At 64.2% G+C, this 25,920-nt stretch carries 22 protein-coding genes; 13 read left to right on the top strand and 9 right to left on the bottom strand.

What is annotated here, in order from left to right:
- Window positions 1–334: 334 nt before the first annotated feature.
- The 3 genes from B2790_RS24240 to B2790_RS24230 all read right to left on the bottom strand — a co-directional run bounded on the left by B2790_RS24240 (window position 335) and on the right by B2790_RS24230 (window position 3,560).
- On the bottom strand, window positions 335–1,162 hold the full coding sequence (locus tag B2790_RS24240) for a M23 family metallopeptidase (protein WP_286919955.1): 828 nt from the start codon (window positions 1,160–1,162) through the stop codon (window positions 335–337).
- Window positions 1,163–1,165: 3 nt separating this feature from the next.
- Window positions 1,166–2,545: an exodeoxyribonuclease VII large subunit gene (gene xseA, locus B2790_RS24235; protein ID WP_061303230.1), complete on the bottom strand. Its 1,380-nt coding sequence runs from the start codon at window positions 2,543–2,545 to the stop codon at window positions 1,166–1,168.
- 136 nt (window positions 2,546–2,681) lie between these two features.
- Window positions 2,682–3,560, bottom strand: coding sequence for a LysR family transcriptional regulator (locus B2790_RS24230; protein ID WP_286919954.1), 879 nt, complete (start codon window positions 3,558–3,560; stop codon window positions 2,682–2,684).
- A 97-nt stretch (window positions 3,561–3,657) separates the two neighbouring features.
- Between B2790_RS24230 and B2790_RS24225 the strand changes: the two genes are divergently transcribed.
- From B2790_RS24225 to guaA, 4 genes are all read left to right on the top strand, one after another.
- A complete protein-coding gene (locus B2790_RS24225; RefSeq protein WP_286919953.1) occupies window positions 3,658–4,413 on the top strand; it encodes a sulfite exporter TauE/SafE family protein in 756 nt (251 codons plus the stop codon).
- Between the two features lie 53 nt (window positions 4,414–4,466).
- Complete coding sequence (locus tag B2790_RS24220) at window positions 4,467–5,024, top strand: sugar ABC transporter ATPase (RefSeq protein ID WP_075043909.1); 558 nt, start codon at window positions 4,467–4,469, stop codon at window positions 5,022–5,024.
- 86 nt (window positions 5,025–5,110) lie between these two features.
- Complete coding sequence (gene guaB, locus B2790_RS24215) at window positions 5,111–6,580, top strand: IMP dehydrogenase (protein ID WP_013971138.1); 1,470 nt, start codon at window positions 5,111–5,113, stop codon at window positions 6,578–6,580.
- A gap of 78 nt (window positions 6,581–6,658) precedes the next feature.
- Window positions 6,659–8,236, top strand: a complete 1,578-nt coding sequence (guaA, locus tag B2790_RS24210; RefSeq protein ID WP_013971139.1) for a glutamine-hydrolyzing GMP synthase — start codon at window positions 6,659–6,661, stop codon at window positions 8,234–8,236.
- Window positions 8,237–8,295: 59 nt separating this feature from the next.
- Here guaA and B2790_RS24205 read toward each other — a convergent pair whose 3' ends face one another.
- Entirely contained in the window at window positions 8,296–9,240 is a 945-nt protein-coding gene (locus B2790_RS24205; protein WP_286919952.1) for a helix-turn-helix transcriptional regulator, read from the bottom strand.
- A 177-nt stretch (window positions 9,241–9,417) separates the two neighbouring features.
- Between B2790_RS24205 and B2790_RS24200 the strand changes: the two genes are divergently transcribed.
- The 6 genes from B2790_RS24200 to tadA all read left to right on the top strand — a co-directional run bounded on the left by B2790_RS24200 (window position 9,418) and on the right by tadA (window position 14,639).
- Window positions 9,418–9,864, top strand: coding sequence for a hypothetical protein (locus B2790_RS24200; RefSeq protein WP_286919951.1), 447 nt, complete (start codon window positions 9,418–9,420; stop codon window positions 9,862–9,864).
- 2 nt (window positions 9,865–9,866) lie between these two features.
- Window positions 9,867–10,526: a hypothetical protein gene (locus B2790_RS24195; protein WP_286919950.1), complete on the top strand. Its 660-nt coding sequence runs from the start codon at window positions 9,867–9,869 to the stop codon at window positions 10,524–10,526.
- On the top strand, window positions 10,519–11,184 hold the full coding sequence (locus B2790_RS24190) for a hypothetical protein (RefSeq protein WP_286919949.1): 666 nt from the start codon (window positions 10,519–10,521) through the stop codon (window positions 11,182–11,184). Before B2790_RS24195 ends, B2790_RS24190 begins: the two co-directional genes overlap by 8 nt.
- 76 nt (window positions 11,185–11,260) lie before the next feature.
- Window positions 11,261–12,688, top strand: coding sequence for a M48 family metallopeptidase (locus B2790_RS24185; RefSeq protein ID WP_286919948.1), 1,428 nt, complete (start codon window positions 11,261–11,263; stop codon window positions 12,686–12,688).
- 89 nt (window positions 12,689–12,777) lie between these two features.
- The gene (locus tag B2790_RS24180; RefSeq protein WP_274078580.1) at window positions 12,778–14,160 is read left to right on the top strand and encodes a multicopper oxidase family protein; all 1,383 of its coding nucleotides are present in this window, start codon (window positions 12,778–12,780) and stop codon (window positions 14,158–14,160) included.
- Window positions 14,160–14,639: a tRNA adenosine(34) deaminase TadA gene (gene tadA / locus B2790_RS24175; RefSeq protein WP_075043916.1), complete on the top strand. Its 480-nt coding sequence runs from the start codon at window positions 14,160–14,162 to the stop codon at window positions 14,637–14,639. Before B2790_RS24180 ends, tadA begins: the two co-directional genes overlap by 1 nt.
- 110 nt (window positions 14,640–14,749) lie before the next feature.
- Here the strand turns inward: tadA and mltF are convergent, their stop codons facing one another.
- Window positions 14,750–16,207 carry a membrane-bound lytic murein transglycosylase MltF gene (gene mltF / locus B2790_RS24170; protein ID WP_013971158.1) on the bottom strand — a complete coding sequence of 486 codons (1,458 nt, stop codon included), beginning with the start codon at window positions 16,205–16,207 and terminating at the stop codon, window positions 14,750–14,752.
- Between the two features lie 325 nt (window positions 16,208–16,532).
- Between mltF and purL the strand changes: the two genes are divergently transcribed.
- A complete protein-coding gene (purL, locus tag B2790_RS24165; protein WP_137163091.1) occupies window positions 16,533–20,432 on the top strand; it encodes a phosphoribosylformylglycinamidine synthase in 3,900 nt (1,299 codons plus the stop codon).
- A gap of 3 nt (window positions 20,433–20,435) precedes the next feature.
- Complete coding sequence (locus B2790_RS24160) at window positions 20,436–20,747, top strand: hypothetical protein (protein WP_015269114.1); 312 nt, start codon at window positions 20,436–20,438, stop codon at window positions 20,745–20,747.
- Between the two features lie 102 nt (window positions 20,748–20,849).
- Here B2790_RS24160 and tatC read toward each other — a convergent pair whose 3' ends face one another.
- From tatC to tatA, 3 genes are read right to left on the bottom strand one after another with little or no spacing between them, the layout of a single operon-like run.
- Window positions 20,850–21,611 (bottom strand): twin-arginine translocase subunit TatC, encoded by a 762-nt coding sequence (gene tatC / locus B2790_RS24155; protein ID WP_137163092.1) that lies wholly within the window; start codon window positions 21,609–21,611, stop codon window positions 20,850–20,852.
- Window positions 21,608–21,913, bottom strand: a complete 306-nt coding sequence (gene tatB / locus B2790_RS24150; protein WP_015269116.1) for a Sec-independent protein translocase protein TatB — start codon at window positions 21,911–21,913, stop codon at window positions 21,608–21,610. Before tatB ends, tatC begins: the two co-directional genes overlap by 4 nt.
- The gene (gene tatA, locus B2790_RS24145; protein WP_286919947.1) at window positions 21,913–22,146 is read right to left on the bottom strand and encodes a twin-arginine translocase TatA/TatE family subunit; all 234 of its coding nucleotides are present in this window, start codon (window positions 22,144–22,146) and stop codon (window positions 21,913–21,915) included. Before tatA ends, tatB begins: the two co-directional genes overlap by 1 nt.
- Before the next feature lie 145 nt (window positions 22,147–22,291).
- On the opposite strand from tatA, the gene gspK reads away from it, so the two are divergent.
- A complete protein-coding gene (gene gspK, locus B2790_RS24140; protein ID WP_137163093.1) occupies window positions 22,292–23,257 on the top strand; it encodes a type II secretion system minor pseudopilin GspK in 966 nt (321 codons plus the stop codon).
- 430 nt (window positions 23,258–23,687) lie between these two features.
- Here gspK and B2790_RS24135 read toward each other — a convergent pair whose 3' ends face one another.
- A complete protein-coding gene (locus tag B2790_RS24135; protein ID WP_286919946.1) occupies window positions 23,688–25,748 on the bottom strand; it encodes a PhoX family protein in 2,061 nt (686 codons plus the stop codon).
- Between the last annotated feature and the right edge of the window lie 172 nt (window positions 25,749–25,920).

The following is a 25,920-nucleotide window of genomic DNA, read 5'->3' as shown; positions in this document are numbered from 1 at the left end:
ACCAGGCAGAGGCTGCGATGTTGTCGGAGCAGGATGAGGGTGCTGAAGGTTTTCATGCCTTCAACCCTAACCAGTGGGGTGGGGGATGGCAAGCATTCAGGAAAAATTGAGAGGAATGCTTAAAAAAAGCCGAAATGCGAGATTTTATCGCTGTAATTTTCTGAGTGCTTCTCTATTTTTGCGCAGTATTTTTCGATGGCGCAACACCTTGGAAGCGAGTTTACCTGCTCTGGCCTCATCGCCGGCAAGCCAGCTCCCACAGGATTACCACAGGCCTCGAATCCTGCGCGGGACCTGTGGGAGCGGGCATGCCCGCGAAGCAGGCGCCGCGGTCTCAGGGCTGGAACGCGCCAATGAAAATCGCCGGATCCACCCGCGCATCGTTCAGGCTGACGTTCCAGTGCATGTGCGGCCCGGTAGCCCGCCCGGTCGAGCCCACACGCCCCACCACCTCGCCCCGGCGCAGCTGCTGCCCCACCTGCACATCGATCTTCGACATATGACAGAACATGCTGATAAAGCCCTGCCCGTGGTCGACGAACACCGTACGGCCATTGAAGAAGTAATCGCCCACCAGAATCACCTTGCCATTGGCCGGGGTCTTGATCGGCGTGCCGGCCGGCACCGCGAAGTCCAGCCCGGCATGCGGGTTGCGTTCTTCGCCATTGAAGAAACGGCGCACGCCGAACTTGCTCGACAGCGGGCCACTGACCGGCTTGTCGAGGATCAGGTTGCTGGGCAGGGTCGGGCTGAAGCTGCGATAGGCCTTGATCTGCTCGGCCAGCTCACGGTCGATGCGCTTGAGGTCGGCCGGGTTCGGGTTGACCTGGCGCGTGTTCTTCAGGGTGATGCGCTGCTCGGGGTATTTCTTGCTACCGACCGTGAAAGGCAGGGTACGGCCGCCCTGGCTCAGCACCGCGGTGCCGGGCTTCTGGGTCAGCGGGATGCCAACGATGGCCAGCCAGTTGTCCTGCTCTTTCACCACCAGCACCGGCTTGCCGTCGAAGCGGGCGCTGGGCGCGCTGGCGGCGGGGCCGAGGTCGACCACCGCCACGCCGCCGGGTACCGGCTTGTTCAGCGTGCGGGCGATGTAGCTGGCCTGGGCGCCGCCGGCCAGCAGCAGGAGGGAAAGGGCAAGCAGGGGCGCGAGCAGGCGGGGCATGTGTCAGTCCAGAAGTGAGAGGGTGACCGGGGTCAGGTGGTTGTCTTCGACCCGCACCAACAGCTCGCCTTCGTTCAGGCGGGCGGTCAGGCGCTGGCCATTGCGGGTCTGTTCGGCGCTGCGGATGGCCTGGCCCTGTTCGTCCAGCAGGATGCTGTAGCCGCGGGCGAGGGTGGCCAGCGGGCTGACCACCTGCAGCGTCTGCAACTGGGCCTGGAAGCGCTGGCGGCGGTCCTTGAGCACCTCGCGCATGGCCCGTGGCAGGCGCTCGGCCAGGCTGTCCAGGCGTTGGCCCAGCAGTTTCAGGGTGCGCCCCGGGTGCTGCGCGGCGAGGCGGGTGTCCAGGCGTGCCAGGCGCTCGTGGCGCTGGTTGAGATTGAGCATGAACGCGCGGCGCAAGCGCATGTCCAGGTCGTCCAGCCGTTGGGCCTGCTGGCGCAGGCGCTCGCCCGGGTGGCGCAGGCGCCGGGTCAGCGACTCCAGGCGCAGGCGGTCGTGGGTCAGGCGGTTCTGCATGCGCAGCAGCAAGCGCCGTTGCAGGCCATCCAGGCGTTGCTGCAGGCCACTGTTGTCGGGGGCCAGCAGCTCGGCGGCAGCAGAGGGTGTGGGCGCGCGCACGTCGGCGACAAAGTCGCTGATCGAGACATCGGTCTCATGGCCCACGGCGCTGACAATCGGCGTGACACAAGCGGCCACGGCCCGCGCCACGGCTTCTTCGTTGAAGCACCACAGGTCTTCCAGCGAGCCACCGCCCCGGGCCAGGATCAGCGCATCGAACCCGAGGCTGTCGGCCAGGCGGATGGCGCGCACGATCTGTGCAATGGCTTCGCGGCCCTGTACTGCGGTGGGGATCAGGTTCAGCTCCACCTGCGGGGCGCGGCGACCGAACACACTGATGATGTCGCGGATCACTGCACCGGTGGGCGAGGTAATGATGCCGATGCGCTGCGGGTGGGCTGGCAGCGGCTGCTTGCGTTCGGCGCTGAACAGCCCCTCGGCACCGAGCTTTTCCTTCAGTGCTTCGAAGGCCAGGCGCAGGGCGCCATCACCGGCCGGCTCGACGGTGTCGAGAATCAGCTGATAGTCGCCACGCCCTTCGAACAGCGAAACCTTGCCGCGTACCCGCACCGCCAGACCGTCGCGCAGGGCCTGGCGCACCCGCGTGGCGTTCTGCCGGAACAGCGCGCAACGCACCTGGGCGCCGCTGTCCTTGAGGGTGAAGTACATGTGGCCGGACGCCGGGCGGGCGAGGTTGGAAATCTCGCCTTCCACCCACACGCTGCGGAACACGTCTTCCAGCAGCACGCGGGCGCGGCCGTTGAGTTGGCTGACGGTAAGGACCTCGCGGTCCAGGCCGAGTCGTTCGAAAGGGTCTCTGATCATGGCGGGCATCATAAAGGACATCGGCCCCGGTTGTCTGTCCCGGCCCTATCGCCGGCAAGCCGGCTCCCACAGGTATCGCGCTGGCTTGGGCCTCATGCTGTCCCTGTGGGAGCCGGCTTGCCGGCGATGGGGCCTTTCAGGCCTGCATCGCCGTCACGAACTGGCGTACCATCGAACCTGCATCACGCCTGCAAGCCATCGCCACAGTACTCTCACACCCTCCTTCCAGCGCCACGAAGCTGACTGAGGCTGGCGCAATCTCACGCATGCATTCCGGCAACAACGCCACCCCAAACCCCGCCTGAATCAACTGCAACTGGGTGGTCTTGCGCGACAGCACCTGCGCCGCTCGCGGGAAAAAGCCTGCCTCCATGCACATCGAGGCCGACAGGTAGCTCAGCCCGCCACGGTCCCGGTGCGGAATGGAAATGAAGCGCTCTTCCCGCAGTTGTTCCAGTTTCACCTGTGGCGCGCTGGCCAAGGGATGCCCGGCGGCGACCGCCAGCAGCAGGGGCTCGCTGAACAGTTCATGCAGCACCACCCCTTCATGCTGGCGCAGCACCGGCAAGCGCAGCAGGCCGATATCCAACCGCCCGGCAGCGATATCCTCCAGTTGCGCCTCCGACGACTGCTGGGCAATTTCCAGCGAAACCCCTGGGTTGTCGCGCAAGTAGCCGCCCAGGCGAGCCAGCAACGGGCCGGTCAGCGGTACGGTACTGGAGTGGTTCAGGCGCAGGCTGCCCTGCAACCCTTCGCCAATATCGCGGGTAACCCTCTCGGCCTGTGCCAGGTCGGCCAGCAAGCGCCGCGCCCGTTCGAGGAAGGCCTGGCCAGCCAGTGTCAGGCGCGGCAGGCGCGCGGTGCGCTCGAACAGCGGCGTGCCCAGTTGCTGCTCCAGTTCCTTGATCTGCCGGCTCAGCGCCGACTGGGCGATGTACAGCCGCTCGGCGGCAGCGCTGAAGCTGCCGCATTCGGCGATTTCCACGAAGTAACGCAATTGGCGGATCGACGTCATGTCATGCCTTTTCGAGATGAGTGTGGCGACAAAGGCATATTAGTCGGCATGGCTCATGGCTGGCTAACCTTTGCCTGTCTTCCCAGGAGCTGCTGCCATGCTCGCCCAACTGTCGTTTTCCGGCCTTGACTGGCTGCCCATCCTGCTTGGTGTCGGCGCTGCCTACATCGTCTTCGGCATCGCCGGTTTCGGCACCGCGCTGGTGGCCGGCCCAGTGCTGATCCACTTCATGCCGCTGTCGAGGATCATTCCGCTGCTGGTGCTGCTGGACTTCGTCGCCGCCTTCGGCAACCTGTTGCCCTCGCGCCGCGATGTCGTGCGCGGCGAACTGCTGCGGCTGCTGCCGTTCATGGCCATTGGCTGCACGCTGGGCGTGGTATTCCTGCTACAGCTGAAGTCCGACCTGTTGCTGCTGCTGATGGGCCTGTTCGTCACGGCCTATGCCTTGTACGGGCTGGCGGTGAAGGTACGGCCGGCCAGTCTGTCGGGTTTCTGGGCAATGCCGATGGGCACGGCAGGTGGGCTGTTCGGCGCCTTGTTCGGCAGCGGCGGCTTCCTTTATGCCCTGTACCTGAGCGCGCGGCTGGAGGTGAAGGAACAGGTGCGCGCTACCCAGAGCGCGCTGATCAGTTGCAGTACGGTGGTGCGCCTGACACTGTTCCTGATCGCAGGTGTCTATGCCGACCAGAACCTGCTGCTGCTCGCCGCCTGCCTGTTGCCGGTCATGCTCGTCGGCCTCTGGTTGGGGCGCAGGCTCACCCACCGGCTGTCCCGCGAAGCTTTCGTGCGCCTGGTCACCTGGCTGGTGCTGGCCAGCGGCCTGGCGCTGATCGGTCGCTACCTGAGCGCCTGAGCAGGCGGTAGAATTGCGCCAATACCGCAGTTTTTTTCAGGCTTGTCCCGTTCATGAACACCCAGAGCATCATCGTTCCCAAGCTGTCTACCGTCCCGGTGCACGAAGCCCGGGCCCGCGCCATCCTGCGCTGGCTGGTGCGCGAGAAAGTCGTCGAGGAACAGCTGACCACCTGTGGCCGCACCGGCAACCGCATGGGCCATGCCCTGGCCGAAGGTGCCCGCAAAGTGGCCCTGCACCCGCAGAAACTGCCCTTCGGCGAGCAGGTCAACGGCCTGGAGGTAATGCTCAAGCGCTGCATCTATACCCCTACCGAAGGTTTCCTCGAAGAGGCCGGTTGCCCCGAGTGCCGGCGCGAGGTGGGTGAGCCGCTGTTCGAAAGCCTGGAAGAATGGATGCCGGCGGTGAGCGACAACTTCACCTGCCCGTTGTGCGGCTTCGAAGATGACATCAATGGCTTCATTTACCTGCAGCCATGTGCCTTTTCCAACCTGGGGTTCATCTTCAACAACTGGGGCGAGGCCGGGTTCACCCAGGCCTTTCTCGACAGCTTCGCCGACTGGCTCGACCAGCCGGTGACCGTGGTACAGGTGAAACTGCCACAAGGCTGACCGAAGGCCCTTATTTTGCATTGAGCGGCGCGCCGTGCATGAGTATAATGGCGCGCTTCCATTTTTCCCGCCCGGGAGCCCCCGCGATGCTGCGTATCAGCCAAGAAGCCCTGACCTTCGACGATATCCTCCTTGTACCTGGCTATTCCGAGGTACTGCCCAATGAAGTCAGTCTCAAGACCCGTTTGACCCGCGGCATCGAGCTGAACATTCCGCTGGTTTCCGCCGCCATGGATACCGTGACCGAAGCGCGCCTGGCCATTGCCATGGCCCAGGAAGGCGGCATCGGCATCATCCACAAGAACATGACTATCGAACAGCAGGCCAGCGAAGTCCGCAAGGTCAAGAAGTTCGAGGCTGGCGTGGTCAAGGACCCGATCACCATCGACGCCGACGCCACCGTGCGCGACCTGTTCGACCTGACCCGCCTGAACAACATCTCCGGCGTTCCGGTGCTGGCGAACGGCGACCTGGTCGGCATCGTCACCTCCCGTGACGTGCGCTTCGAAAGCCGCCTGGACGCCAAGGTCCGCGACGTGATGACCCCGAAAGAGCGTTTGGTCACCGTCCGCGAAGGCGCCGACAAGAACGAAGTCCGTGAGCTGCTGCACAAGCACCGCCTGGAAAAAGTCCTGATCGTTGACGACAAGTTCAACCTCAAGGGCATGATGACCGTCAAGGACATCGAAAAGGCCAAGGCCTACCCGCTGGCCAGCAAGGACGACCAGGGTCGCCTGCGCGTCGGCGCCGCGGTCGGCACCGGCAAGGACACCGGCGAGCGCGTTGCCGCCCTGGTGGCTGCTGGCGTTGACGTGGTGGTGGTCGACACCGCCCACGGTCACTCCAAAGGTGTGATCGACCGCGTTCGCTGGGTCAAGGAAACCTACCCGCAAGTGCAGGTGATCGGCGGCAACATCGCCACCGGCGCTGCCGCCAAGGCTCTGGCCGAAGCTGGCGCTGACGCGGTCAAGGTCGGTATCGGCCCGGGCTCGATCTGCACCACCCGTATCGTTGCCGGCGTCGGCGTGCCGCAAATCAGCGCCATCGCCAACGTTGCCGCTGCACTGGAAGGCACTGGCGTGCCGCTGATCGCCGACGGCGGCATCCGCTTCTCGGGTGACCTGTCCAAGGCCATCGTCGCCGGTGCTTCCTGCGTGATGATGGGTTCGATGTTCGCCGGTACCGAAGAGGCTCCGGGTGAAGTCGAACTGTTCCAGGGCCGTTCCTACAAGGCCTACCGCGGCATGGGCTCGCTGGGTGCCATGGCACAGGCGCAAGGCTCGTCCGACCGCTACTTCCAGGACTCCTCGGCTGGCGCCGAGAAGCTGGTACCGGAAGGCATCGAAGGCCGTGTTCCCTACAAGGGCGCCCTGGCCGCGATCATCCACCAGCTGATGGGCGGCCTGCGTTCGTCCATGGGCTACACCGGCAGCGCAACCATCGAAGAGATGCGCACCAAGCCGGAATTCGTGCGCATCACCGGTGCCGGCATGGCCGAGTCCCACGTGCATGACGTGCAGATCACCAAAGAAGCCCCTAACTACCGCGTAGGCTGAGGCTTCAAGCAATACAAGCATGCGGGGCTGTCATGACAGCCCCGCGTCGTTTCCGATTTCCACTGACGAGATTGAGTCATGGCCCTCGACATTCACGCTCACCGCATCCTGATCCTCGATTTCGGTTCCCAGTACACCCAGCTGATCGCCCGCCGCGTGCGCGAAATCGGCGTGTACTGCGAGCTGCATCCGTTCGACATGGACGATGAAGCGATCCGCGAATTCAACCCGCGCGGCATCATCCTCGCCGGCGGCCCCGAGTCGGTCCACGAAGCCAACAGCCCGCGCGCCCCGCAGGCGGTGTTCGACCTGAACGTACCCGTGCTGGGTATCTGCTACGGCATGCAGACCATGGCCGAGCAGATGGGCGGCAAGGTCGAAGGCTCCGACCTGCGTGAATTCGGTTATGCCCGCGTGGACGTGGTCGGCAAGAGCCGCCTGCTCGACGGCATCGAAGACCACATCGACGCCGACGGCGTACTGGGCCTGGACGTGTGGATGAGCCACGGCGACAAGGTCACCCAGATGCCGGGCAACTTCCACGTGCTGGCCAGCACCCCGAGCTGCCCGATCGCCGGCATGTTCGACGACGCGCGCGGCTACTACGGCGTGCAGTTCCACCCGGAAGTGACCCACACCAAGCAGGGCGGTCGCATCCTGTCCCGCTTCGTGCAGGACATTTGCGGCTGTGAAGCCCTGTGGACTCCGTCCAACATCGTCGAAGACGCCATTGCCCAGGTGCGTGAGCAGGTTGGTTCGGCCAACGTCCTGCTGGGCCTGTCCGGCGGCGTCGACAGCTCCGTCGTTGCCGCACTGCTGCACCGCGCCATCGGCGACCAGCTGACCTGCGTATTCGTCGACAACGGCCTGCTGCGCCTGCACGAAGGCGACCAGGTGATGGCCATGTTCAAGGAGAACATGGGCGTCAAGGTCATCCGCGCCGACGCTGAAAAGCAGTTCCTCGACAACCTGGCCGGCGAAGCCGACCCGGAGAAGAAGCGCAAGATCATCGGCCGCACCTTCATCGACGTGTTCGATGCCGAAGCCAGCAAGCTGGAAAACATCCAGTTCCTCGCCCAGGGCACCATCTACCCGGACGTGATCGAATCGGCTGGCGCCAAGAGCGGCAAGGCCCACGTGATCAAGTCGCACCACAACGTCGGTGGCCTGCCTGAGGAAATGAACCTCAAGCTGGTCGAGCCGCTGCGTGAACTGTTCAAGGACGAAGTGCGCAAGATCGGCCTGGAGCTGGGCCTGCCGTACGACATGGTCTACCGCCACCCGTTCCCGGGCCCGGGCCTGGGCGTGCGTATCCTGGGTGAAGTGAAGAAGGAATACGCCGACATCCTGCGTCGCGCCGACCACATCTTCATCGAAGAGCTGCGCAAGGCCGACTGGTACCACAAGACCAGCCAGGCATTCGTGGTGTTCCAGCCGGTCAAGTCGGTTGGTGTCGTTGGCGACGGCCGTCGCTACGCCTGGGTCGTGGCCCTGCGTGCCGTCGAGACCGTGGACTTCATGACCGCGCGCTGGGCGCACCTGCCGTACGAACTGCTGGAAACCGTCAGCGGCCGTATCATCAACGAAATCGACGGTATCTCGCGCGTTACCTACGACGTGTCGAGCAAGCCGCCAGCGACCATCGAGTGGGAATGATCCCGCCTCGCGGTTAATGAAACGGGCCTGCATTGCAGGCCCGTTTTTTTTGCCAAACCCTACTCGGCCCCAGGAGAATGCCCGAAATACGCCTTGTAGGCATGGCAGAAATTGGCAGGGTTGGCGTAGCCGACATGGTAGGCAACCTGCGATACCTGCCATCGACGCTCCAGCAGAAGGGCGCGGGCCAGTTCCATTCTTTGTTGCCGAACGTATTGCAGGAGCGACCGGCCGTATTCGTGGCTGAACGCGCGGCGCATGGTGGTTTCGCTCACCCCCAATTGGCGAGCGAGGGCTGCAGCAGTGGGCGGGGCGTTCAGGTTTTCGTCGAGCTGGCGGCGCGTTTCAACGGCCAGATCGCGGCGCCCCCGGTCCTGAATCTTCTCGGCAGACCTGTGCCCGATCAGGTGGCTGGCCAGCTCCAGCACGATGGCCAGGCTCAGGCTCTCGCAATGCAGGCGCCTGAGCCCGCCGGTGTAGGGCGACAGATAGAGCTGCTGGAACAGGCGGCTCACCGCTGGGCACTGTGGCAACTGGTCGAAGCGCATGCCATCGGCGATCAGCGCCAGCAGAGGCTTCAGCTGCGCGTCGTCCCGGGCCAGCTCGTGCAGGTAATCGCCAGCAATACGTACCCCGGCCATACGGGCGTGACTGTTGGCGGGCAATTGGTCCCGCGCCTCCAGGCTTTCACCAAGGCCCAGCATGTGCAATTCGCCAGGGGCATAACTGTTGAGCCTTCCGTCCACCGTGTGCTGCCACGCCCCGTCGAACACCTGCACGATGCACAGGCTTTGCGGCAGCACCTTGTCGATCCTCAGCGGCTCCGGAAATTGCAGGTTGCAATCGAAGTACTGCAACCCGTCGTGTACCGTCTGCGCCCGATAGTGGCCGGACGCGCTGCCCATCACCCGCGCGCTGTTCGCGTCCAGCACACCGGCCTCGGCGAGTGACCCGGGGCTATCGAATGAAAAGTCGGTGTCGAGGTAGGGGCTGATCGATCGCATGTGCGCTAGGCATCCTTGGCTGAGGGCGGCATGGCCGGAAATGGTAACGCGTGCACATTTTCAGCGACAGCCATTGTGCGCACAGCGCTGTCTGTTGTGCGAACCGGTCAGCGGGGTTGGCTAGACGGGCCAGGCTTATTTCAATGGGCGTTTGTTCCGATTCAGGATGGAAAAGACATGCTCGCTTATCGCAAATGGACTGCCCTTCTGGTGGCTGCGCTCAGCCTGTGGCTGGGCCAGGTTCACGCTGAAGAACGTCCGGAAGTGGCTGACCAGGTAATTGCCTACACGGGGACGCAAGGTGCCAAGGTGTGGACGCTGCGCATCGGTGAACGCGCCGCCAACGAAGCGCTGGTACAAATCGAGGGCGTCGATCACGACTGGAACATGCGCATCCAGAAAATGCAGGTGGAGAAAACCAGCAGGGATACCCGTTACTCCACCACCGTGGATGGCAAGAAATACGTTGTGCTGATCATCCAGGGTAACTGGGGCGGCGAACTGTATCTGCCGGGTGAGGCTCAGGCAATGCAGGTCGGCTATTCGGAAGGGCTGTCGCATCAGGGCAATGCCCAGGCATTCCTTACCGATTACCTGGCAGCACAGAGCACGGAGGCGCAATGACCATGAGCGAGTTCAACGACCCGCTGTCCGAGCTGTCTGGCTCGCTCGGTCAGGACTATGAGCAAAGCCGTGCCGCCCAGCGCGACCGAGTGATCGCTGAGCTCAAGCAAGTGATCGAGCGCGTGCCCGAGCAGAGCGAGTTCACCAACTCCCGGCGTTACCGGGTCTGGGGGCCAGTATTGTTGCTGGGTTCCCTGATCATCACGGCCGTGACATTCAACCCTGAACGCTTGGGGGCGCTTGCAGCCGGTGTCTTCATCACCTTGATTGCAGCAGCGGTGACCTGGCAACACCGTAATGCCGGTACCCAGGTATTCATGCGCCTGACCCGCCGGCAATTGTTTGTCGATACGCTGGATGCACCGGTAGACCTGGCGGAAGTAGAAGACGTTTCGGTCAAGGATGAAGGGCTGGTCATGGTGCAGACGCTGGAAATGAGCAGCGAAGCCGTCCTGCCAAAGCATCATGTGGTGAAACTGCAGTTCTTCGGTAACCAGGCCATGGTGTTGAAGAAACCGCGACCGCAGATCCGCATCATGTCCGCAGGCCTGGCCAGCAACGGACGCAAGCTGGGGAACGAGGAAGTGCTCGCCCTGCTGGCGGCCTACCGCGATGCGGCACATGCGCAACGGCAACTGGATCTGTTGCAGACCGATGGATAACGGCGAACGCGAAGCCCACCTCGCGTACCTGCAGGAGCAGGCTGATGGCCCCACCGACAGCTTCGTACTGCTGGAGCGCTCGCTCGGCAAGGCGCTGGCCTGTGCTGTGATTGGCCTGCTGTTCGGCGCACTGGGGATATGGCTGACCGCCCTGGCGGTGCAGTTCAGTCCCGGTGCCAGCAGCGGTGTCATCTGGCTGATGTCTGGTTTCGGCCTCGGCCTGGCCGGCCTCGGGGTAGCGGGGCTAGCCTGCGCCGTCGTGCTATACCGCCGGCACGGCAAGCGGGTGCTGAGCGTAACGCCAGATACCCTGTGCTTCGCCAACGCGCAGGCGCCGACCCCACTGCATTCCTTCGACGGTTTCGAGGTCGAGCAGGGTTACTTCACCACACGGCTGATCTTTACCGTGTCGGCGTTCAGCCATGCACCAGCGCTGGCACCGGCCTGTTTCAGGGCGCTGGCCTCGCCTGACGCGGTGGTCGTCGCGGGCGGCTTGCGCGTCAGGCTGTGGTTGTGCACGCCCGTCGTGGCCGGGCGACGCCTTGGCCTGCAGGAACTGGTGGATCTGCTTTATGCCTATGTGCAAGCGGCCCAGGCCAGGCGTACGTTGGCGCAGTTGTATCCGGGCGTGGCGCGTCTGGGTGAAGCGGCCAGATGAGCCTGATCGTGACCATTGGCGCTATGGGGCAATGAGGCGCTTCGGTTGGGGCCTGATCCTGCTGCTGCTGCCACTGGTGCTGTTCGGCTGGGGTAAAGTGCAGTACTGGCGGGCTGACACGGCGCAGGATCAGGCCCGGACCATACGGCAATGGCTGGCTGCCCCCAGTGAGACGTTGCTACGGCAATTGCCATGGGAAGCCCGCAAGCAGCTTGCCAGGCATGTCGATCCACGACAGGCCCTGCAGCGCCATCTGGACCTGCTCGATGCGGATCGCCACTGGGTAAGCGTACGGAAGATGATGGCCAGTGTGAGCTGCTGGCTGGCGGTGGCCGCTTTGCTGGCAGGCCTCTGGGCCTGGCTCAAGCTGAAGCTGGACGCCTGGCGGGCGCTGCGTTCTGCGGCCTACCTGCATGAGCGCATGATGGCCAGCTGGCAGGGCCTGGGCTGTTGCTTGAGCATTTACATGGTCATGCTTGCCGGTTCGCTTTGCCTGTCGTTGCTCTACGAGGCCAGTTCCGGAGCGAGCCGCGCAGCGCAGGGCGGCATGACGGTGTTGATCGTGGTGCTGCCGCTGGCCTCTGTTCTGGTTGTGTGTGTTCGCCAGGTCTGGCGAATGCGTCGGCAGTGGCCGCTGATGCAGTCTCCGACCGCCAGTTTTCTGGCCCGCCCGCTCGGCAGGCAGGCGACCCCAGCGGTGTGGCAGTGGATCGAGACCTTGGCAGCGCAACTGCACGCGCCCGCCCCGGACCATATCGTGGTCGGGCTTGACCAAGGGTTTTTCGTCACCAGCGTTCCGATCCTGCTGCAGCCCGACGGGCAGGTCCTCAGGGGGCGCACATTGTATCTGCCTCTACCTTGCCTGGCCGCCTTGAGCCAGGCCGAGGCGGCCTCGATCATCGGTCACGAACTGGGCCATTTCAGGCGCCGTGATACGGAGCGGGGCAGCGAAACCAGTGCGCGATTCAGCCTGATGTGCGCGCAGTATTCGGCCATGGTCGGCGACGAGGATGCTCCGCGCTGGGTGGTTCGGCCCACCTTGTGGCTTGCCGGGCAGTTCTTGCACCATTTCCAGCTTGCGGTTCATCACTGGGGGCGTGCACAGGAATTGCTGGCTGATCGGGCAGGTGCCGAGGTCGCTGGCCCGAAGCTGTTCGTACAGGCGCTGTTACGGGTGATTGCCCTGGGCCAGGTGATCGACGGCTTGTTGGTCGCACACGGTGGCAGCAACCTTTTGCAGGCGCTGGCGGCGCACCTGCAAGGCACGCCGTTGCAACTGGGCGAGGAAGTGCTGGGGCTGGCCACTACCCATCCGTTCGATACGCACCCCGACCTCGCCACGCGCCTGAACAACCTGGACATCCTGCTCGACCCGCAATTGCTGCAGGCGGCCTTGCGCGTGCCGTCCGTTGGGGACCAGCAATGGTTCAACGACCTTTGTCTGGCCCCCGACAGCACTTGCGATAGCAAGGCTGCGGGCAGCATCCAAAGAGACTTCACTTAATATTTCCCATTTGCAGGTGTATCGTATTCGCCCTTCATCGCCAGCCATGCTGGCAGCTTGATTGCGCAGAACACGAGGTACCCGCACCGATGTCCTTCACCCGTCGACAAATGCTCAAGGGCCTGACCGGCCTGGTTGTGGTTGGCCTGGGCGCCGGTGGCGCGGCGCGTTACTGGCTGGGCAAGGTCGAAGACGACAATGCCGGCCATGACTACGAGCTGATCGCAGCGCCCCTGGACGTCGAACTGGTGCCTGGGCACAAGACCGAGGCCTGGGCCTTCGGCCCGTCGGCACCGGGTACCGAGTTGCGCGTGCGCCAGGGTACTTGGCTGCGGGTGCGCTTCATCAACCACCTGCCGGTCGAAACCACCATCCACTGGCACGGTATCCGCCTGCCGCTGGAAATGGACGGTGTGCCCTATGTGTCGCAACTGCCGGTCAAACCCGGCGAGTACTTCGACTACAAGTTCCGTGTGCCGGATGCCGGCAGCTACTGGTACCACCCGCACGTCAGCAGCTCCGAGGAGCTGGGCCGTGGCCTGGTCGGCCCGCTGATCGTCGAGGAGCGCGAGCCGACCGGCTTCCAGCATGAGCGCACGCTCAGCCTGAAGAACTGGCACGTGGACGAGCAGGGCGCCTGGTTGCCGTTCAGCATCCCGCGTGAGGCGGCGCGCAACGGCACCGCCGGGCGCCTGATCACCATCAATGGCCAGGCCGATTCGGTCACCGAGCTGCCAGCCGGCCAGGTTGTGCGGGTGCGTCTGCTTAACCTGGACAACACCTGGACCTACCGCATCAACCTCAAGGGCAACTGCGAGGCAAGAATCTATGCTCTGGACGGCAACCCGGTAACCCCGCGCCCATTGGACGATGACTACTGGCTCGGCCCAGGCATGCGTATCTGCCTGGCTATCCGCATTCCCGAGGCGGGGGAGGAGATCTCCCTGCGCGACGGTTTCGTGCGCCTGGGCACCCTGCGTTCGGTGGCCAGTAACGACGCGCCGAGCGACTGGCCGCCAGCGCTACCGCCCAACCCGATCGCCGAGCCGGACCTGGAGAATGCCGAAAAGCTCAACTTCAATTTCGAATGGGCGGCGAAAGTCTCGGTCACTACGGACCAGGACAGGCCGTCGAGCATGTGGCAGATCAACGGCCAGGCCTGGGACATCACCGACAAGACTTGCGCCGAGCGGCCGATTGCCACGCTGAAGAAGGGCAAGAGCTACATCTTCGAGCTGAAGAACATGACCCAGTACCAGCACCCAATCCACCTGCACGGCATGAGCTTCAAGGTGATCGGCTCCAACCGTCACGACATCAAGGAGCCGTGGTTCACCGATACCTACCTGCTGGGCAAGAACGAGCGCGCCCAGGTGGCGCTGGTGGCGGATAACCCGGGCACCTGGATGTTCCACTGCCACGTCATCGACCACATGGAAACCGGCCTGATGGCCGCGATCGCGGTGGTCTGATGCGCCCGCAGATCATCGATCGCAGCCGCGATCAGGAATTCATGCGCCTAGCCCTGGACCTGGCCGCCGAAGGCGCGGCCATGGGCGAGGTGCCGGTGGGCGCGGTACTGGTGCAGCATGGGCAGGTGATCGGGCAGGGCTTCAATCGGCCGATCATCGACAGTGACCCCAGTGCGCACGCCGAGATGGTGGCCATTCGCGCGGCGGCGAAATCCGCCAGCAACTACCGGCTGCCCGGCAGCACCCTGTATGTGACCCTGGAACCGTGCAGCATGTGTGCGGGGTTGATCGTGCATTCGCGGGTGATGCGGGTGGTGTACGGCGCGCTGGAGCCCAAGGCGGGGATAGTGCAGAGCCAGGGGCAGTTTTTCGGGCAGGGCTTCCTGAACCACCGGGTGATGGTGGAGGGCGGGGTGCTGGCGGAGGAGTGCGGGCAGATCCTAAGTGACTTCTTCAAGGCCCGCCGGGCCAAGGGGTAACCTGTCAGGGCCCTATCGCCGGCAAGCCAGCTCCCACAGGATATCTGCAGGCCTGGGGGCAGTGGAGAACCTGTGGGAGCTGGCTTGCCGGCGATTGGGCCCTGACAGGCCTACATCGGCGGCGACTGCTCCGCCGGCTTGTCCTTGTTCACCCCGGGCACATGCAGGCTGCCCTCGGCCACCTGGCCTTCGAGCTGCGGCTGGGTTACCCAGGTGAGGATGTCGTAGTAGCGACGGATGTTGGCCACGAAATGCACCGGCTCGCCGCCACGTGCATAACCGTATTTGGTCTGCCGATACCACTGCTTCTGCGACAGCCGTGGCAGCATCTTCTTCACGTCCAGCCACTTGTTCGGGTTGAGCTTCTCGCGCTTGGCCAGGGTGCGGGCGTCTTCCAGGTGGCCGGTGCCGACGTTGTAGGCAGCCAAGGCGAACCAGGTGCGGTCCGGTTCCTGGATGCTGTCGTCGAGCTCTTCCTTGATCTTCATGAAGTACTTGGCGCCGCCCTGGATGCTCTGCTTCGGGTCCAGGCGGTTGGACACGCCCATCGCCTGGGCGGTGCGCTGGGTCAGCATCATCAGGCCGCGCACGCCGGTCTTGGAGGTGACCTCGGGCTGCCACATCGATTCCTGGTAGCCGATGGCGGCCAGCAGGCGCCAGTCCACCTGCTCGACCTTGGCGTAGCTCTTGAAGTGCTTCTCGTACTTGGGCAGGCGCTGCTGCAGGTGCTGGGCGAAGGTGTAGGCCCCCACATAGCCCAGTACGTCGACATGGCCGTAGTAGCGGTCCTTCAGGCGTTGCAGGGTGCCGTTCTTCTGCGCCTTGTCGAGGAACTCGTTGACCTCGTTGAGCAGGCTGTTGTCTTCACCGGCCGCCACCGCCCAGCGCTGGTCGCGGGTGTCGCCCAGGTCGAAGGCAACCCGCACGTTGGGGAAGTACACCTGGTTCATCGCCAGCTCGTTGGAGTCGACCAGGGTCAGGTCGATCTGGCCTTCGTCGACCATGCGCAGCAGGTCGACCACCTCGACGGCGTCGGATTCTTCGTATTCCAGGCCCGGGTACTGCTTTTTCAGCTCGGCCAGCTGGTCGGCGTGGCTGCTGCCCTTGAGCACCATTATCTTCTTGCCGACCAGGCCCTTGGCGTTGGTGGGGCGCGTGCGGCCGTTGCGGTAGATGACCTGTGGGGTCACTTCCAGGTAAGGGTGGGAGTACCTGACCTGGGCCTTGCGTCGTTCGCTGGTGACCAGGCCGGCCGCTGCCAGCACCGGGCCGGAGGGCTTGCCAAGGCTGTCGTACAGCTCGTCGAGGTTGTCGGCGGTCTCGATCTGCAGCTTCACGCCGAGATCCTCGGCGAAATGCTGGACCAGCTCGTATTCGAAGCCGGTTTCGCCGTTGCGGTCCTGGAAGTAGGTGGCCGGGCTGTTGCGGGTGATCACGCGCAGCACGCCATCCTCCTTCACGCGCTCGAGGGTGCTGGGTTTTTCAACGCAGGCACCGAGCAGCAGAAAGAGTCCGGTTGCGAAAAGCCATCTGGCGCAACGCTGGCGCAAAGCAGTGTGGGCGAACATAGGTTGCAGTATACGCAAAGGACTGGCCCAACCATATCTCGACAACTGTTAGCTTGTCTGGTAGCAGGTTCTGTGCTTTACCGGCCCTATCGCCGGCAAGCCGGCTCCCACAGGTACAACGCAGGCCTTGAGGGGTGGTGATATACCTGTGGGAGCCGGCTTGCCGGCGATAGGGCCGGAGCAGGCAACACAAGGCAATTTTTTTTGACCCGCAAGTCCGGTTCCGCCGCCCGGCAGCCGTGGCTTAGAGCGGGTGCCGAAACCCTTCGAATTAGGCTAGAATGCACGGCCTCTAAGCACACCCCTTCCTGAGGCTGTCCCGACGATGTTGATCCTGCGCGGCGCTCCTGCCCTTTCTGCCTTTCGCCACGGTAAATTACTCGAGCAACTGAGCCAGAAAGTCCCCGCTGTTACTGGTTTGTATGCCGAATTTGCCCACTTCGCCGATGTCGACGGCGAGCTGACCGCCGACCAGCAGCAGGTGCTGGGGCGTCTGCTCAAGTACGGCCCGAGCGTGCCGGTACAGGAGCCGAGCGGCCGCCTGTTCCTGGTCGTGCCGCGCCTGGGCACCATTTCGCCGTGGGCCAGCAAGGCCAGCGACATCGCCCACAACTGCGGCCTGCAGTCGATCCAGCGCCTGGAGCGCGGTATCGCCTACTACGTTGCCGGCAACCTGAGCGAAGCCGACGCCGAACTGATCGCCGCCGAGCTGCACGACCGCATGACCCAGCGCGTGCTCGGCCAGCTGGAGCAGGCCGCTGACCTGTTCAGCCATGCCCAGCCCAAGCCGATGACCTCGGTGGACATCCTCGCCGGTGGCCGTGACGCCCTGGCCAAGGCCAACATCGACCTGGGCCTGGCCCTGGCCGAAGACGAGATCGACTACCTGGTCAACGCCTTCCAGGGCCTCAAGCGCAACCCGAACGACATCGAACTGATGATGTTCGCCCAGGCCAACTCCGAGCACTGCCGCCACAAGATCTTCAACGCCAGTTGGGACATCGACGGCCAGGCTCAGGAAAAGAGCCTGTTCGGCATGATCAAGAACACCTACCAGATGCACAACGAAGGTGTGCTGTCTGCGTACAAGGACAACGCCTCGGTGATCGTCGGCAACGTTGCCGGCCGTTTCTTCCCGAACCCTGAAACCCGCCAGTACGGCGCGGTGCAGGAGCCGGTGCACATCCTGATGAAGGTCGAGACGCACAACCACCCGACCGCCATCGCCCCGTTCTCCGGCGCCTCCACCGGCTCCGGCGGCGAAATCCGCGACGAAGGCGCGACCGGCCGTGGCGCCAAGCCCAAGGCAGGCCTGACCGGCTTCACCGTGTCCAACCTGCGTATCCCGGGCTTCGAACAGCCGTGGGAGCAGGCCTACGGCAAGCCTGAGCGCATCGTCGACGCCCTCGACATCATGATCGAAGGCCCACTGGGTGGCGCTGCGTTCAACAACGAATTCGGTCGCCCGGCGCTGACCGGCTACTTCCGTACCTTCGAGCAGGCCATCAACACCCCTCACGGTGAAGAAGTGCGCGGCTACCACAAGCCGATCATGCTGGCCGGTGGCATGGGCAACATCCGTGAAGACCACGTGCAGAAGGGCGAGATCACCGTCGGCGCCAAGCTGATCGTGCTCGGTGGCCCGGCCATGCTGATCGGCCTGGGCGGCGGCGCCGCTTCGTCGGTGGCTACCGGTGCCAGCTCGGCTGACCTGGACTTCGCTTCGGTACAGCGCGAAAACCCGGAAATGGAGCGACGTTGCCAGGAGGTCATCGACCGCTGCTGGCAGCTGGGCGACAACAACCCGATCGCCTTCATCCACGACGTTGGCGCCGGCGGTATCTCCAACGCCTTCCCTGAGCTGGTCAACGACGGTGGCCGTGGTGGCCGCTTCGAACTGCGCAACGTGCCCAACGACGAGCCGGGCATGGCCCCGCACGAAATCTGGAGCAACGAATCGCAGGAGCGTTACGTGCTGGCCGTCAGCGCCGTCGACTTCGAGCGCTTCAAGGCAATCTGCGAGCGTGAGCGTTGCCCGTTTGCCGTAGTGGGTGAAGCGACTGAAGAGCAACACCTGACCGTAAGCGACAGCCACTTCGGCAACACGCCGGTAGACATGCCGCTCGATGTGCTGCTGGGCAAGCCGCCACGCATGCACCGTTCGGTTACCCGCGAAGCCGAGCTGGGCGATGACTTCGACCCGAGCAAGCTGGACCTGGACAACGCCGTTCAGCGCGTCCTCAGCCACCCGGCCGTGGCTAGCAAGAGCTTCCTGATCACCATCGGTGACCGCACCATCACCGGCCTGGTAGCTCGTGACCAGATGGTCGGCCCGTGGCAGGTACCGGTGGCCGACTGCGCCGTCACCGCCACCAGCTTCGACGTCTACACCGGTGAAGCCATGGCCATGGGCGAGCGTACCCCGCTGGCTCTGCTGGATGCCCCGGCGTCCGGCCGCATGGCAATTGGCGAGACACTGACCAACCTGGCTGCCTCGCGCATCAAGAAGCTGTCCGACATCAAGCTGTCGGCCAACTGGATGTCTGCCGCCGGCCACCCAGGTGAAGACGCCCGCCTGTACGACACCGTCAAGGCTGTCGGCATGGAGCTGTGCCCGGAACTGGGTATTACCATTCCGGTCGGCAAAGACTCGATGTCGATGAAGACCAAGTGGAGCGACGAGGGCGTCGAGAAGAGCGTTACCTCGCCAATGTCGCTGATCATCACCGGCTTCGCCCCGGTCACCGACATCCGCAAGACCCTGACCCCGCAACTGCGCATGGACAAGGGCGAGACCGACCTGATCCTGATCGACCTGGGCCGCGGCAAGAACCGCATGGGCGCCTCGATCCTGGCACAGACCTACGGCAAGATCGCTGCCCAGGCACCGGACGTCGACGACGCCGAAGACCTGAAGGCGTTCTTCGCCGTGATCCAGGGCCTGAACGAAGATGGCCACCTGCTGGCCTACCACGACCGTTCTGACGGCGGCCTGGTCACCACCGTGCTGGAAATGGCCTTCGCCGGCCACTGCGGCCTCGACCTGCACCTCGACCCGCTGACCGACAGCCAGGGCGACGTGCCGGCCATCCTCTTCAACGAAGAGCTGGGCGCGGTCATCCAGGTTCGCCAGGATGCCACCCCCGACGTACTGGCACAGTTCAGCGCCGCTGGCCTGGGTGAAGGCTGCGTCGCGGTGATCGGCAAGCCGGTCAACAACGGTGAAGTGTCCATCAGCCTGAACGGCGAAGTGCTGTTCGACGACGACCGCCGCATGCTGCAGCGCCAGTGGGCCGAGACCAGCTACCAGATCCAGCGCCTGCGCGACAACGCCGACTGCGCTGACCAGGAATTCGACCTGCTGCTCGAGGAAGACAACCCGGGCCTGTCGGTCAAGCTGGGCTTCGATGTCAACGACGACATCGCCGCGCCGTACATCAAGAAGGGCGTGCGCCCGCAAGTGGCCATCCTGCGGGAGCAGGGCGTCAACGGCCAGGTCGAGATGGCAGCCGCCTTCGACCGTGCCGGCTTTGCCGCCATCGACGTGCACATGAGCGACATCCTCGCTGGCCGTGTCGACTTCGAAGCCTTCAAGGGCCTGGTTGCCTGCGGTGGCTTCTCCTACGGCGACGTGCTGGGTGCCGGTGAAGGCTGGGCCAAGTCGGCGCTGTTCAACAGCCGCGCCCGTGACGCCTTCCAGGCCTTCTTCGAGCGTACCGACAGCTTCGCCCTGGGCGTGTGCAACGGTTGCCAGATGATGTCCAACCTGCACGAGCTGATCCCGGGCACCGAGCACTGGCCACACTTCGTGCGCAACCGCTCGGAGCAGTTCGAAGCGCGTGTGGCCATGGTCGAAGTGCAGAAGTCCAACTCGATCTTCCTGCAGGGCATGGCCGGTTCGCGCATGCCGATCGCCATCGCCCACGGTGAAGGCCATGCCGAGTTCGCCAGCGAAGAAGCACTGCTGGCAGCCGACCTGTCCGGTTGCGTGGCCCTGCGCTACGTCGACAACCACGGCAAGGTCACCGAAGCCTACCCGGCCAACCCGAACGGCTCGCCGCGTGGTATCACCGGCCTCACCAGCCGCGACGGCCGCGTGACCATCATGATGCCGCACCCGGAGCGTGTGTTCCGTGCCGTGCAGAACTCCTGGCGCCCGGATGAGTGGCAGGAAGATGCCGCGCTGATGCGTATGTTCCGTAATGCACGGGTGTGGGTGAACTAAGGCGTGTACAAGCTCGCCTTCTTCGTCCCCGCCAGCCACGTCGAAGTGGTCAAGGCCGCTGTGTTCGCCGCGGGTGGCGGGCGCATCGGTGACTATGACCACTGCGCCTGGCAGACGCTGGGCCAAGGCCAGTTCCGCCCGCTGGACGGCAGCCAGCCGTTCCTCGGGCAAACCGGCCAGGTCGAGGTGGTGGAAGAGTGGAAGGTGGAGTTGGTGGTGGCTGACGACCTGATTGCCCAGGTCGTCGCTGCACTCAAGCAGAGCCACCCGTACGAGACGCCAGCCTACGAAGTCTGGCGGCTCGCCGAGTTCTAGACCGCATCAAGGCCATCGCCGGCAAGCCAGCTCCCACAGGAATATCGCAGTCGTCAGAACCTGTGATATCTCTGTGGGAGCTGGCTTGCCGGCGATAGGGCCCTACAATCCAGCCACAATCTCCTTGCCCTGCCCAGGCCGCTTCAACCACCCACAAGCCAGCAACCCCACCTCGAACAGCACCCACATCGGCACCGCCAACATCGTCTGCGAAAACACATCCGGCGGCGTCAGGATCATCCCCACCACAAAGCAGCCGACGATCACGTAGGGCCTGCTGCGTCGCAACGTAGCCACATCGGCCAACCCTACCCAGACCACGATAAACGTCGCTACCGGGATCTCGAACGCCAGCCCGAACGCCAGAAACAGCGCCAGGATAAAGTCCAGGTACTGGCTGATATCGGTCATCATCGCCACGCCCTCCGGTGTAACGCTTGCAAAGAAGCCGAACATCATCGGGAACACCAGGAAGAAGGCGAAGGCCATGCCGGCGTAGAACAGCACGATGCTCGACACCAGCAACGGCAGGGCAATGCGCCGTTCACGGCGGTACAGCCCCGGCGCCAGAAAGCCCCAGGCCTGGTGCAGCAGTAGTGGCATGGCGATAAACACTGCGCACATCGCAGTCAGCTTGAACGGCGTCAGGAACGGCGAAGTGACGCTGGTGGCGATCATGCTCGCACCTTCCGGCAAGAAGCGCCGCAGCGGTTCGGAGATCAGCGTGTACAGCGTCTGGGCGAAGGGGAACAGGCCGGCGAACACCAGCGCCACCAGCGCCAGGCAACGCACCAGGCGTTTGCGCAGGTCGCGCAGGTGTTCGGTCAGCGGCATGCTCGCCGCCGGGTCCATGGCAATGCTCATGAAAGGTTTTCCTTGGGGGGAGCGACCGTGGCCGCATCATTGGCCGGCTCCGCTTTCAGGCTGATGCCTTGGCGGATCTCCTGTTCCAGGCGCTGCAAAGGCGCACTGTCGAGAGTGGGTAGCTCGACAGCGGGCAGTTCGATCTCCCGCTCCACCTGCCTGCGCAAGGCGTGCATGGCCCTGCGCGCCTGGCCCAGGCCGCGCCCGAGGGTGCGTGCCGCCACCGGCAGGCGCTCCGGGCCTAAAACCAACAGCGCGACGATGCCGACCAGCAGCAACTCGCTGAAGCCTACCTCGAACATCAGGGCTGACGGTCCGCTTGCGGTTGCTGCGTACCCTGACCGGTCAGCGGGCACTGTTGCTGCACCTGCGTATGCGCTGGGGGAGTGGCGTCAGTGTCACCGCCCATGGACTTGCGAAAACCCTGGATCGCCTCGCCCATATCGCTGCCCAGGCCCTTGAGGCGCTTGGTACCAAACAGCAGGAATACGATCAGCAGTACGATCACCAGTTGCCAGATTCCAATGCCACCCATTGCGACCACTCCTGTAAGGTCATGAAAAGGAAAGACAATCCTGCCTCGCGCAGATGACGTACACATGACGAACGGCCGCTGCCATCTACCTGCAACACCGGGCGTGTTGACTGGCGTCTTTATTCGGCGACAGAGGCAGGCAAGGATGGGTGGCAGGCAACAGCAGGGCGCGGCCCTGCTGATGGTGATGGTGGTGCTGGCGATGCTGGCGGCGGGCATGGCCTGGCTGGTGGAAGATGGCCGGCGCCAGGTCGATGATGTGCGCCTGTTGCACCAGCGGGTGCAGGCGCGAGCGATGGAGCAGGCCGGCCTGGCCTATGCCGAGCAGGCCCTGCGTGACCCCAGCTGGCGGCTTAGCCCGCTGTTCTGGCAGGCCTTGCGCGGGCAGCCGTTGAACTACGATTTTGGCGCCGGCCAGGCGCAGTTGCGGGTGCGCGATCAGCACACCTGTTTCAACGTCAATGCGCTGCTTGGCGCTGACGGTGAGCGTGCTGCGCGCCAGTTGCGTTACCTGCTGGGCGACGACATGGCTGCCGAGCGCCTGGTCGATGCCTTGGCCGACTGGCTGGATGCCGACAGCGATACCCGCCTGCAGGGCGCCGAGAGCGCCCAGTACCTGCGCCAGCAACCACCGCGCCTGGCGGCCAACCAGCCAATGCTCGATACCAGCGAGCTGAACCTGCTACTGGAGCCGGACGCTAGCCGCCAGGGCCGTTACCCGATGCTGTGCGCCTTGCCGCAGACCACCGGCTGGCGGCTGAATGCCAATGCCCTTGGGCTGGAGCATCTGCCATTGCTGGAGGCGCTGTATGAAGGGCGCTATCCGCGCTCGTTGCTCAGCCGCATCATCAGCGGCCGGCCGGCGTCGGGGTATGTGGATGCAACTGCGCTACGCCAGGCCCTGGGGGCGGTGGATGACGAAACCTTCGAGCGTTTGAGCGAAGGGCTGCTGCTGAACAGCGGGTATTTCCTGTTGCAGCTGTCGTTCGCGGAGGAGGGGCGGGTGATACGCAGCGAGTTCCAGGTGGAGGCGCTGGGGGTGGTGCAATGGCATGCCCGGGTTCCGGCGCAGCAAGTGCGGGTGCGTAGCCGCGAGCCGATGGTGTGGTAGGGCTTGAGATTGCCGGGGCTGCTTTGCAGCCCATCGCCGGCAAGCCAGCTCCCACAGGGTTACCACAGCATTCAGAACCTGTGATGTCCCTGTGGTTGCATAGTCTGTCAGGGCCTCATCGCCGACAAGTCGGCTCCCACAGGAGCTGCACATGACTTGAATCCGATGTGGTCGAGGTGGGAGCAACTGTCTTGCTCAAATTCTAAAAGTTGGCGCAATCCCCTGTGGGAGCGGCCTTGTGTCGCGAAAGGGCTGCAAAGCAGCCCCAGCAATTTCCACTATTGCGCATCAATCCTGGGGCCGCGTTGCGGCCCTTTCGCGACACAAGGCCGCTCCCACAGGTACAGCGACACCTCGAGAGCAACGCTGTACCTGTGGGAGCTGGCTTGCCGGCGATAGGGCCGCAAAGCGGCCCCCGTGCGCAGATCGATCAGGCGGTGCCGATCTCCCCGCCATCGATACGCTGGATCACCACCGTCGCAGCCCGCGGCCTTACCGTGGCACCTGCCGGGGTGGCATCGGTGGCCTTGTCGGTATACGGCCAGTTATCCGGGTGCTGGATGTTGACGAACAGCGTCTTGTTGTCCGGAGTAAAGGTAATCCCGGTCACTTCGCAGCCATTCGGCCCGACGAAGAAGCGGCGCAGGTCCACCTGGTTCTGTGCGTTCACCGGCACCTGCTTGCCGCTGGCATCCACCAGGTTGGTTGGGATCACTGCCAGCAGCTGGTCGTTGGTGTAGTCGGTCACGGTGCTCTCGCCGTTGTCGGTCTCGAACCACAACACGCCACGGCTATCGAAACTCATGCCGTCCGGGCTGGCGAACTGGTTCAGTTCGGTCAGGCCGGAGCGGTTGATGTCGGCAGTGCCGGCAGCGTTGGCACCGAACACGAAGATGTCCCAGGTGAAGCTCAGCTGGTCGTCGCTGTCGTGCCAGCGGATGATGTGGCCGTGACGGTTCGGGCCGCGTGGGTTGGCTGCATCGACCTTTTCCGGCGTGCGCGCGCTGTTGTTGGTCAGTGTCAGGTACACGTCGCCATTGAGCGGGTTGACCGTGGTCCATTCCGGGCGGTCCATCGGCGTTGCGCCCACGGCATCGCCAGCACCACGGGTGTTGAGGATGATGCCCGGCAGGTCGCCATACAGTGCGCCCAGGGTACTGCCGCCAGTGGTGGCGGTGGCCACGTCCAGAAGCAGCCGTACGCCAGTGCCGTCGGCATTGAAGCGGGCCACGTACAGCTTGCCCTGGTCGAGGTACTTGGCGCCGGTGGCCAGGCGGTCCGCCGGGTTGGCGTCGGCGGCGTCCCACACGGCGGTGGACACCCACTTGTACAGGTACTCGTTGTTCGAGTCGTCACCCATGTACCACACCAGCGGCTTGCCGGCGACGGGCAGGCCCGGGGCGCAGCCTTCGTGGCGGAAGCGGCCCAGCGCCGTGCGCTTGGTGGCCAGGGTGTTGCTGTTGTACGGGTCGATTTCGACGATATAGCCGTAGGTGCTGGCTTCGTTGCGGTAGTCGTCGGTGGCGCTGGCGCCTTTGACGGTGACGTCGAAACGGGCGAATTCGTCGGCCACTTCGCTGCTGTCACCGGCCGCGGTTTCCCACTTGTACTGGCCGCTGGAGGTGCCCACGCCAATGCGGCGCTGGTCTTCGGGGCGGGTGCCCTTGTTGACGAAGATGCCTGGCCAGTTCTCTTCACAGGTCAGGTAGGTGCCCCACGGGGTATAGCCGTTGCCGCAGTTGTTGTTGGTGCCGCGGCAGTGGGTGCCGGCGGTGGAGTACTTGGTCTTGACGTGCTCGGTACCCCGCAGCGGGCCGGTGATTTCCATGCGCGAGGCGGTAGTGAAGCGGCGGTTGAGCGGGTCGTTGTCGACCACCTGCCAGCGGCCGCCGATTTTCTGCAGGCGCACCACGCCGGCGCCGTGGGCGTTGATTTCCTTGCGCACCTCCTCGACCGGGCGCTTGCCGTTCACATCGGTGGTCGGGCCGGCAGGGTGCAGGGCGGCGGTGTCGATGTACTCGAAGTTGACCGCCAGCAGGCCGTCTTCGGAGCTGCCGTTGATGGGGAAGAAGTGCATGCCGTCATGGTGCATGCCCATGGCGTTGGCCTGGTCGGTCGAGGTGTTGCTGCCGTCGGACTTCCACGGGTTGCCGTTGCTGTTGATCGGCGTGCCCCAGGGCGCCAGCACATAGGCGCTGTAGCCGGCGGCAACCACGCAGGCGTCGGTGCGCGAGCCCGGGATGGACTGGAAGCCCAGTGCCAGTTTCGGCACTTCCGGCTCAGTCACGGGTGGCTCGGTGACCGGATCATCGTGATCGGAACCACCACCGTCGAAGCAGCCTGTCAGGCCGGTACCGGCAATCATGGCGATGGCGGCGCCCAGGCTGCCGCGCATCACGCTGCGGCGGCTCAGGTAGGCGTCCATGACGTTGGCCATCGGCAGGTTGCCGCTTTGGTTCCGGTCCAGGTTGTCGCCGGTATCTCGACTCATCAGGGTGTCCTTATGTTGGCTGAGTTAGAGGAAACCGCGACTTTAGTGCGCAAATATGATGATTCATTGGCAGAAATGTTAAGGGGGTTTTAAAACAACTCGCTCTTAGAAGCGTGCTGTACAGACCACTTTGGAATGGCTGTCGGATTTCTGCCATCAAACTGTAATGCCA

It is taken from the genome of Pseudomonas sp. UBA6753, assembly GCF_002453565.1.
In the GTDB taxonomy this organism is placed as follows: domain Bacteria; phylum Pseudomonadota; class Gammaproteobacteria; order Pseudomonadales; family Pseudomonadaceae; genus Aquipseudomonas; species Aquipseudomonas putida_Z.
Note: the sequence above shows the minus strand (reverse complement) of the source record. Positions and strands in the feature narration are given on the sequence as shown.

Bases quoted from the DNA above. Each gene is read 5' to 3' on its own strand.
- B2790_RS24240 (WP_286919955.1), bottom strand. From the start codon at position 1,162: ATGCCCCGCCTGCTCGCGCCCCTGCTTGCCCTTTCCCTCCTGCTGCTG.
- xseA (WP_061303230.1), bottom strand. From the start codon at position 2,545: ATGATCAGAGACCCTTTCGAACGACTCGGCCTGGACCGCGAGGTCCTT.
- B2790_RS24230 (WP_286919954.1), bottom strand. From the start codon at position 3,560: ATGACGTCGATCCGCCAATTGCGTTACTTCGTGGAAATCGCCGAATGC.
- B2790_RS24225 (WP_286919953.1), top strand. From the start codon at position 3,658: ATGCTCGCCCAACTGTCGTTTTCCGGCCTTGACTGGCTGCCCATCCTG.
- B2790_RS24220 (WP_075043909.1), top strand. From the start codon at position 4,467: ATGAACACCCAGAGCATCATCGTTCCCAAGCTGTCTACCGTCCCGGTG.
- guaB (WP_013971138.1), top strand. From the start codon at position 5,111: ATGCTGCGTATCAGCCAAGAAGCCCTGACCTTCGACGATATCCTCCTT.
- guaA (WP_013971139.1), top strand. From the start codon at position 6,659: ATGGCCCTCGACATTCACGCTCACCGCATCCTGATCCTCGATTTCGGT.
- B2790_RS24205 (WP_286919952.1), bottom strand. From the start codon at position 9,240: ATGCGATCGATCAGCCCCTACCTCGACACCGACTTTTCATTCGATAGC.
- B2790_RS24200 (WP_286919951.1), top strand. From the start codon at position 9,418: ATGCTCGCTTATCGCAAATGGACTGCCCTTCTGGTGGCTGCGCTCAGC.
- B2790_RS24195 (WP_286919950.1), top strand. From the start codon at position 9,867: ATGAGCGAGTTCAACGACCCGCTGTCCGAGCTGTCTGGCTCGCTCGGT.
- B2790_RS24190 (WP_286919949.1), top strand. From the start codon at position 10,519: ATGGATAACGGCGAACGCGAAGCCCACCTCGCGTACCTGCAGGAGCAG.
- B2790_RS24180 (WP_274078580.1), top strand. From the start codon at position 12,778: ATGTCCTTCACCCGTCGACAAATGCTCAAGGGCCTGACCGGCCTGGTT.
- tadA (WP_075043916.1), top strand. From the start codon at position 14,160: ATGCGCCCGCAGATCATCGATCGCAGCCGCGATCAGGAATTCATGCGC.
- mltF (WP_013971158.1), bottom strand. From the start codon at position 16,207: ATGTTCGCCCACACTGCTTTGCGCCAGCGTTGCGCCAGATGGCTTTTC.
- purL (WP_137163091.1), top strand. From the start codon at position 16,533: ATGTTGATCCTGCGCGGCGCTCCTGCCCTTTCTGCCTTTCGCCACGGT.
- tatC (WP_137163092.1), bottom strand. From the start codon at position 21,611: ATGAGCATTGCCATGGACCCGGCGGCGAGCATGCCGCTGACCGAACAC.
- tatB (WP_015269116.1), bottom strand. From the start codon at position 21,913: ATGTTCGAGGTAGGCTTCAGCGAGTTGCTGCTGGTCGGCATCGTCGCG.
- tatA (WP_286919947.1), bottom strand. From the start codon at position 22,146: ATGGGTGGCATTGGAATCTGGCAACTGGTGATCGTACTGCTGATCGTA.
- gspK (WP_137163093.1), top strand. From the start codon at position 22,292: ATGGGTGGCAGGCAACAGCAGGGCGCGGCCCTGCTGATGGTGATGGTG.
- B2790_RS24135 (WP_286919946.1), bottom strand. From the start codon at position 25,748: ATGAGTCGAGATACCGGCGACAACCTGGACCGGAACCAAAGCGGCAAC.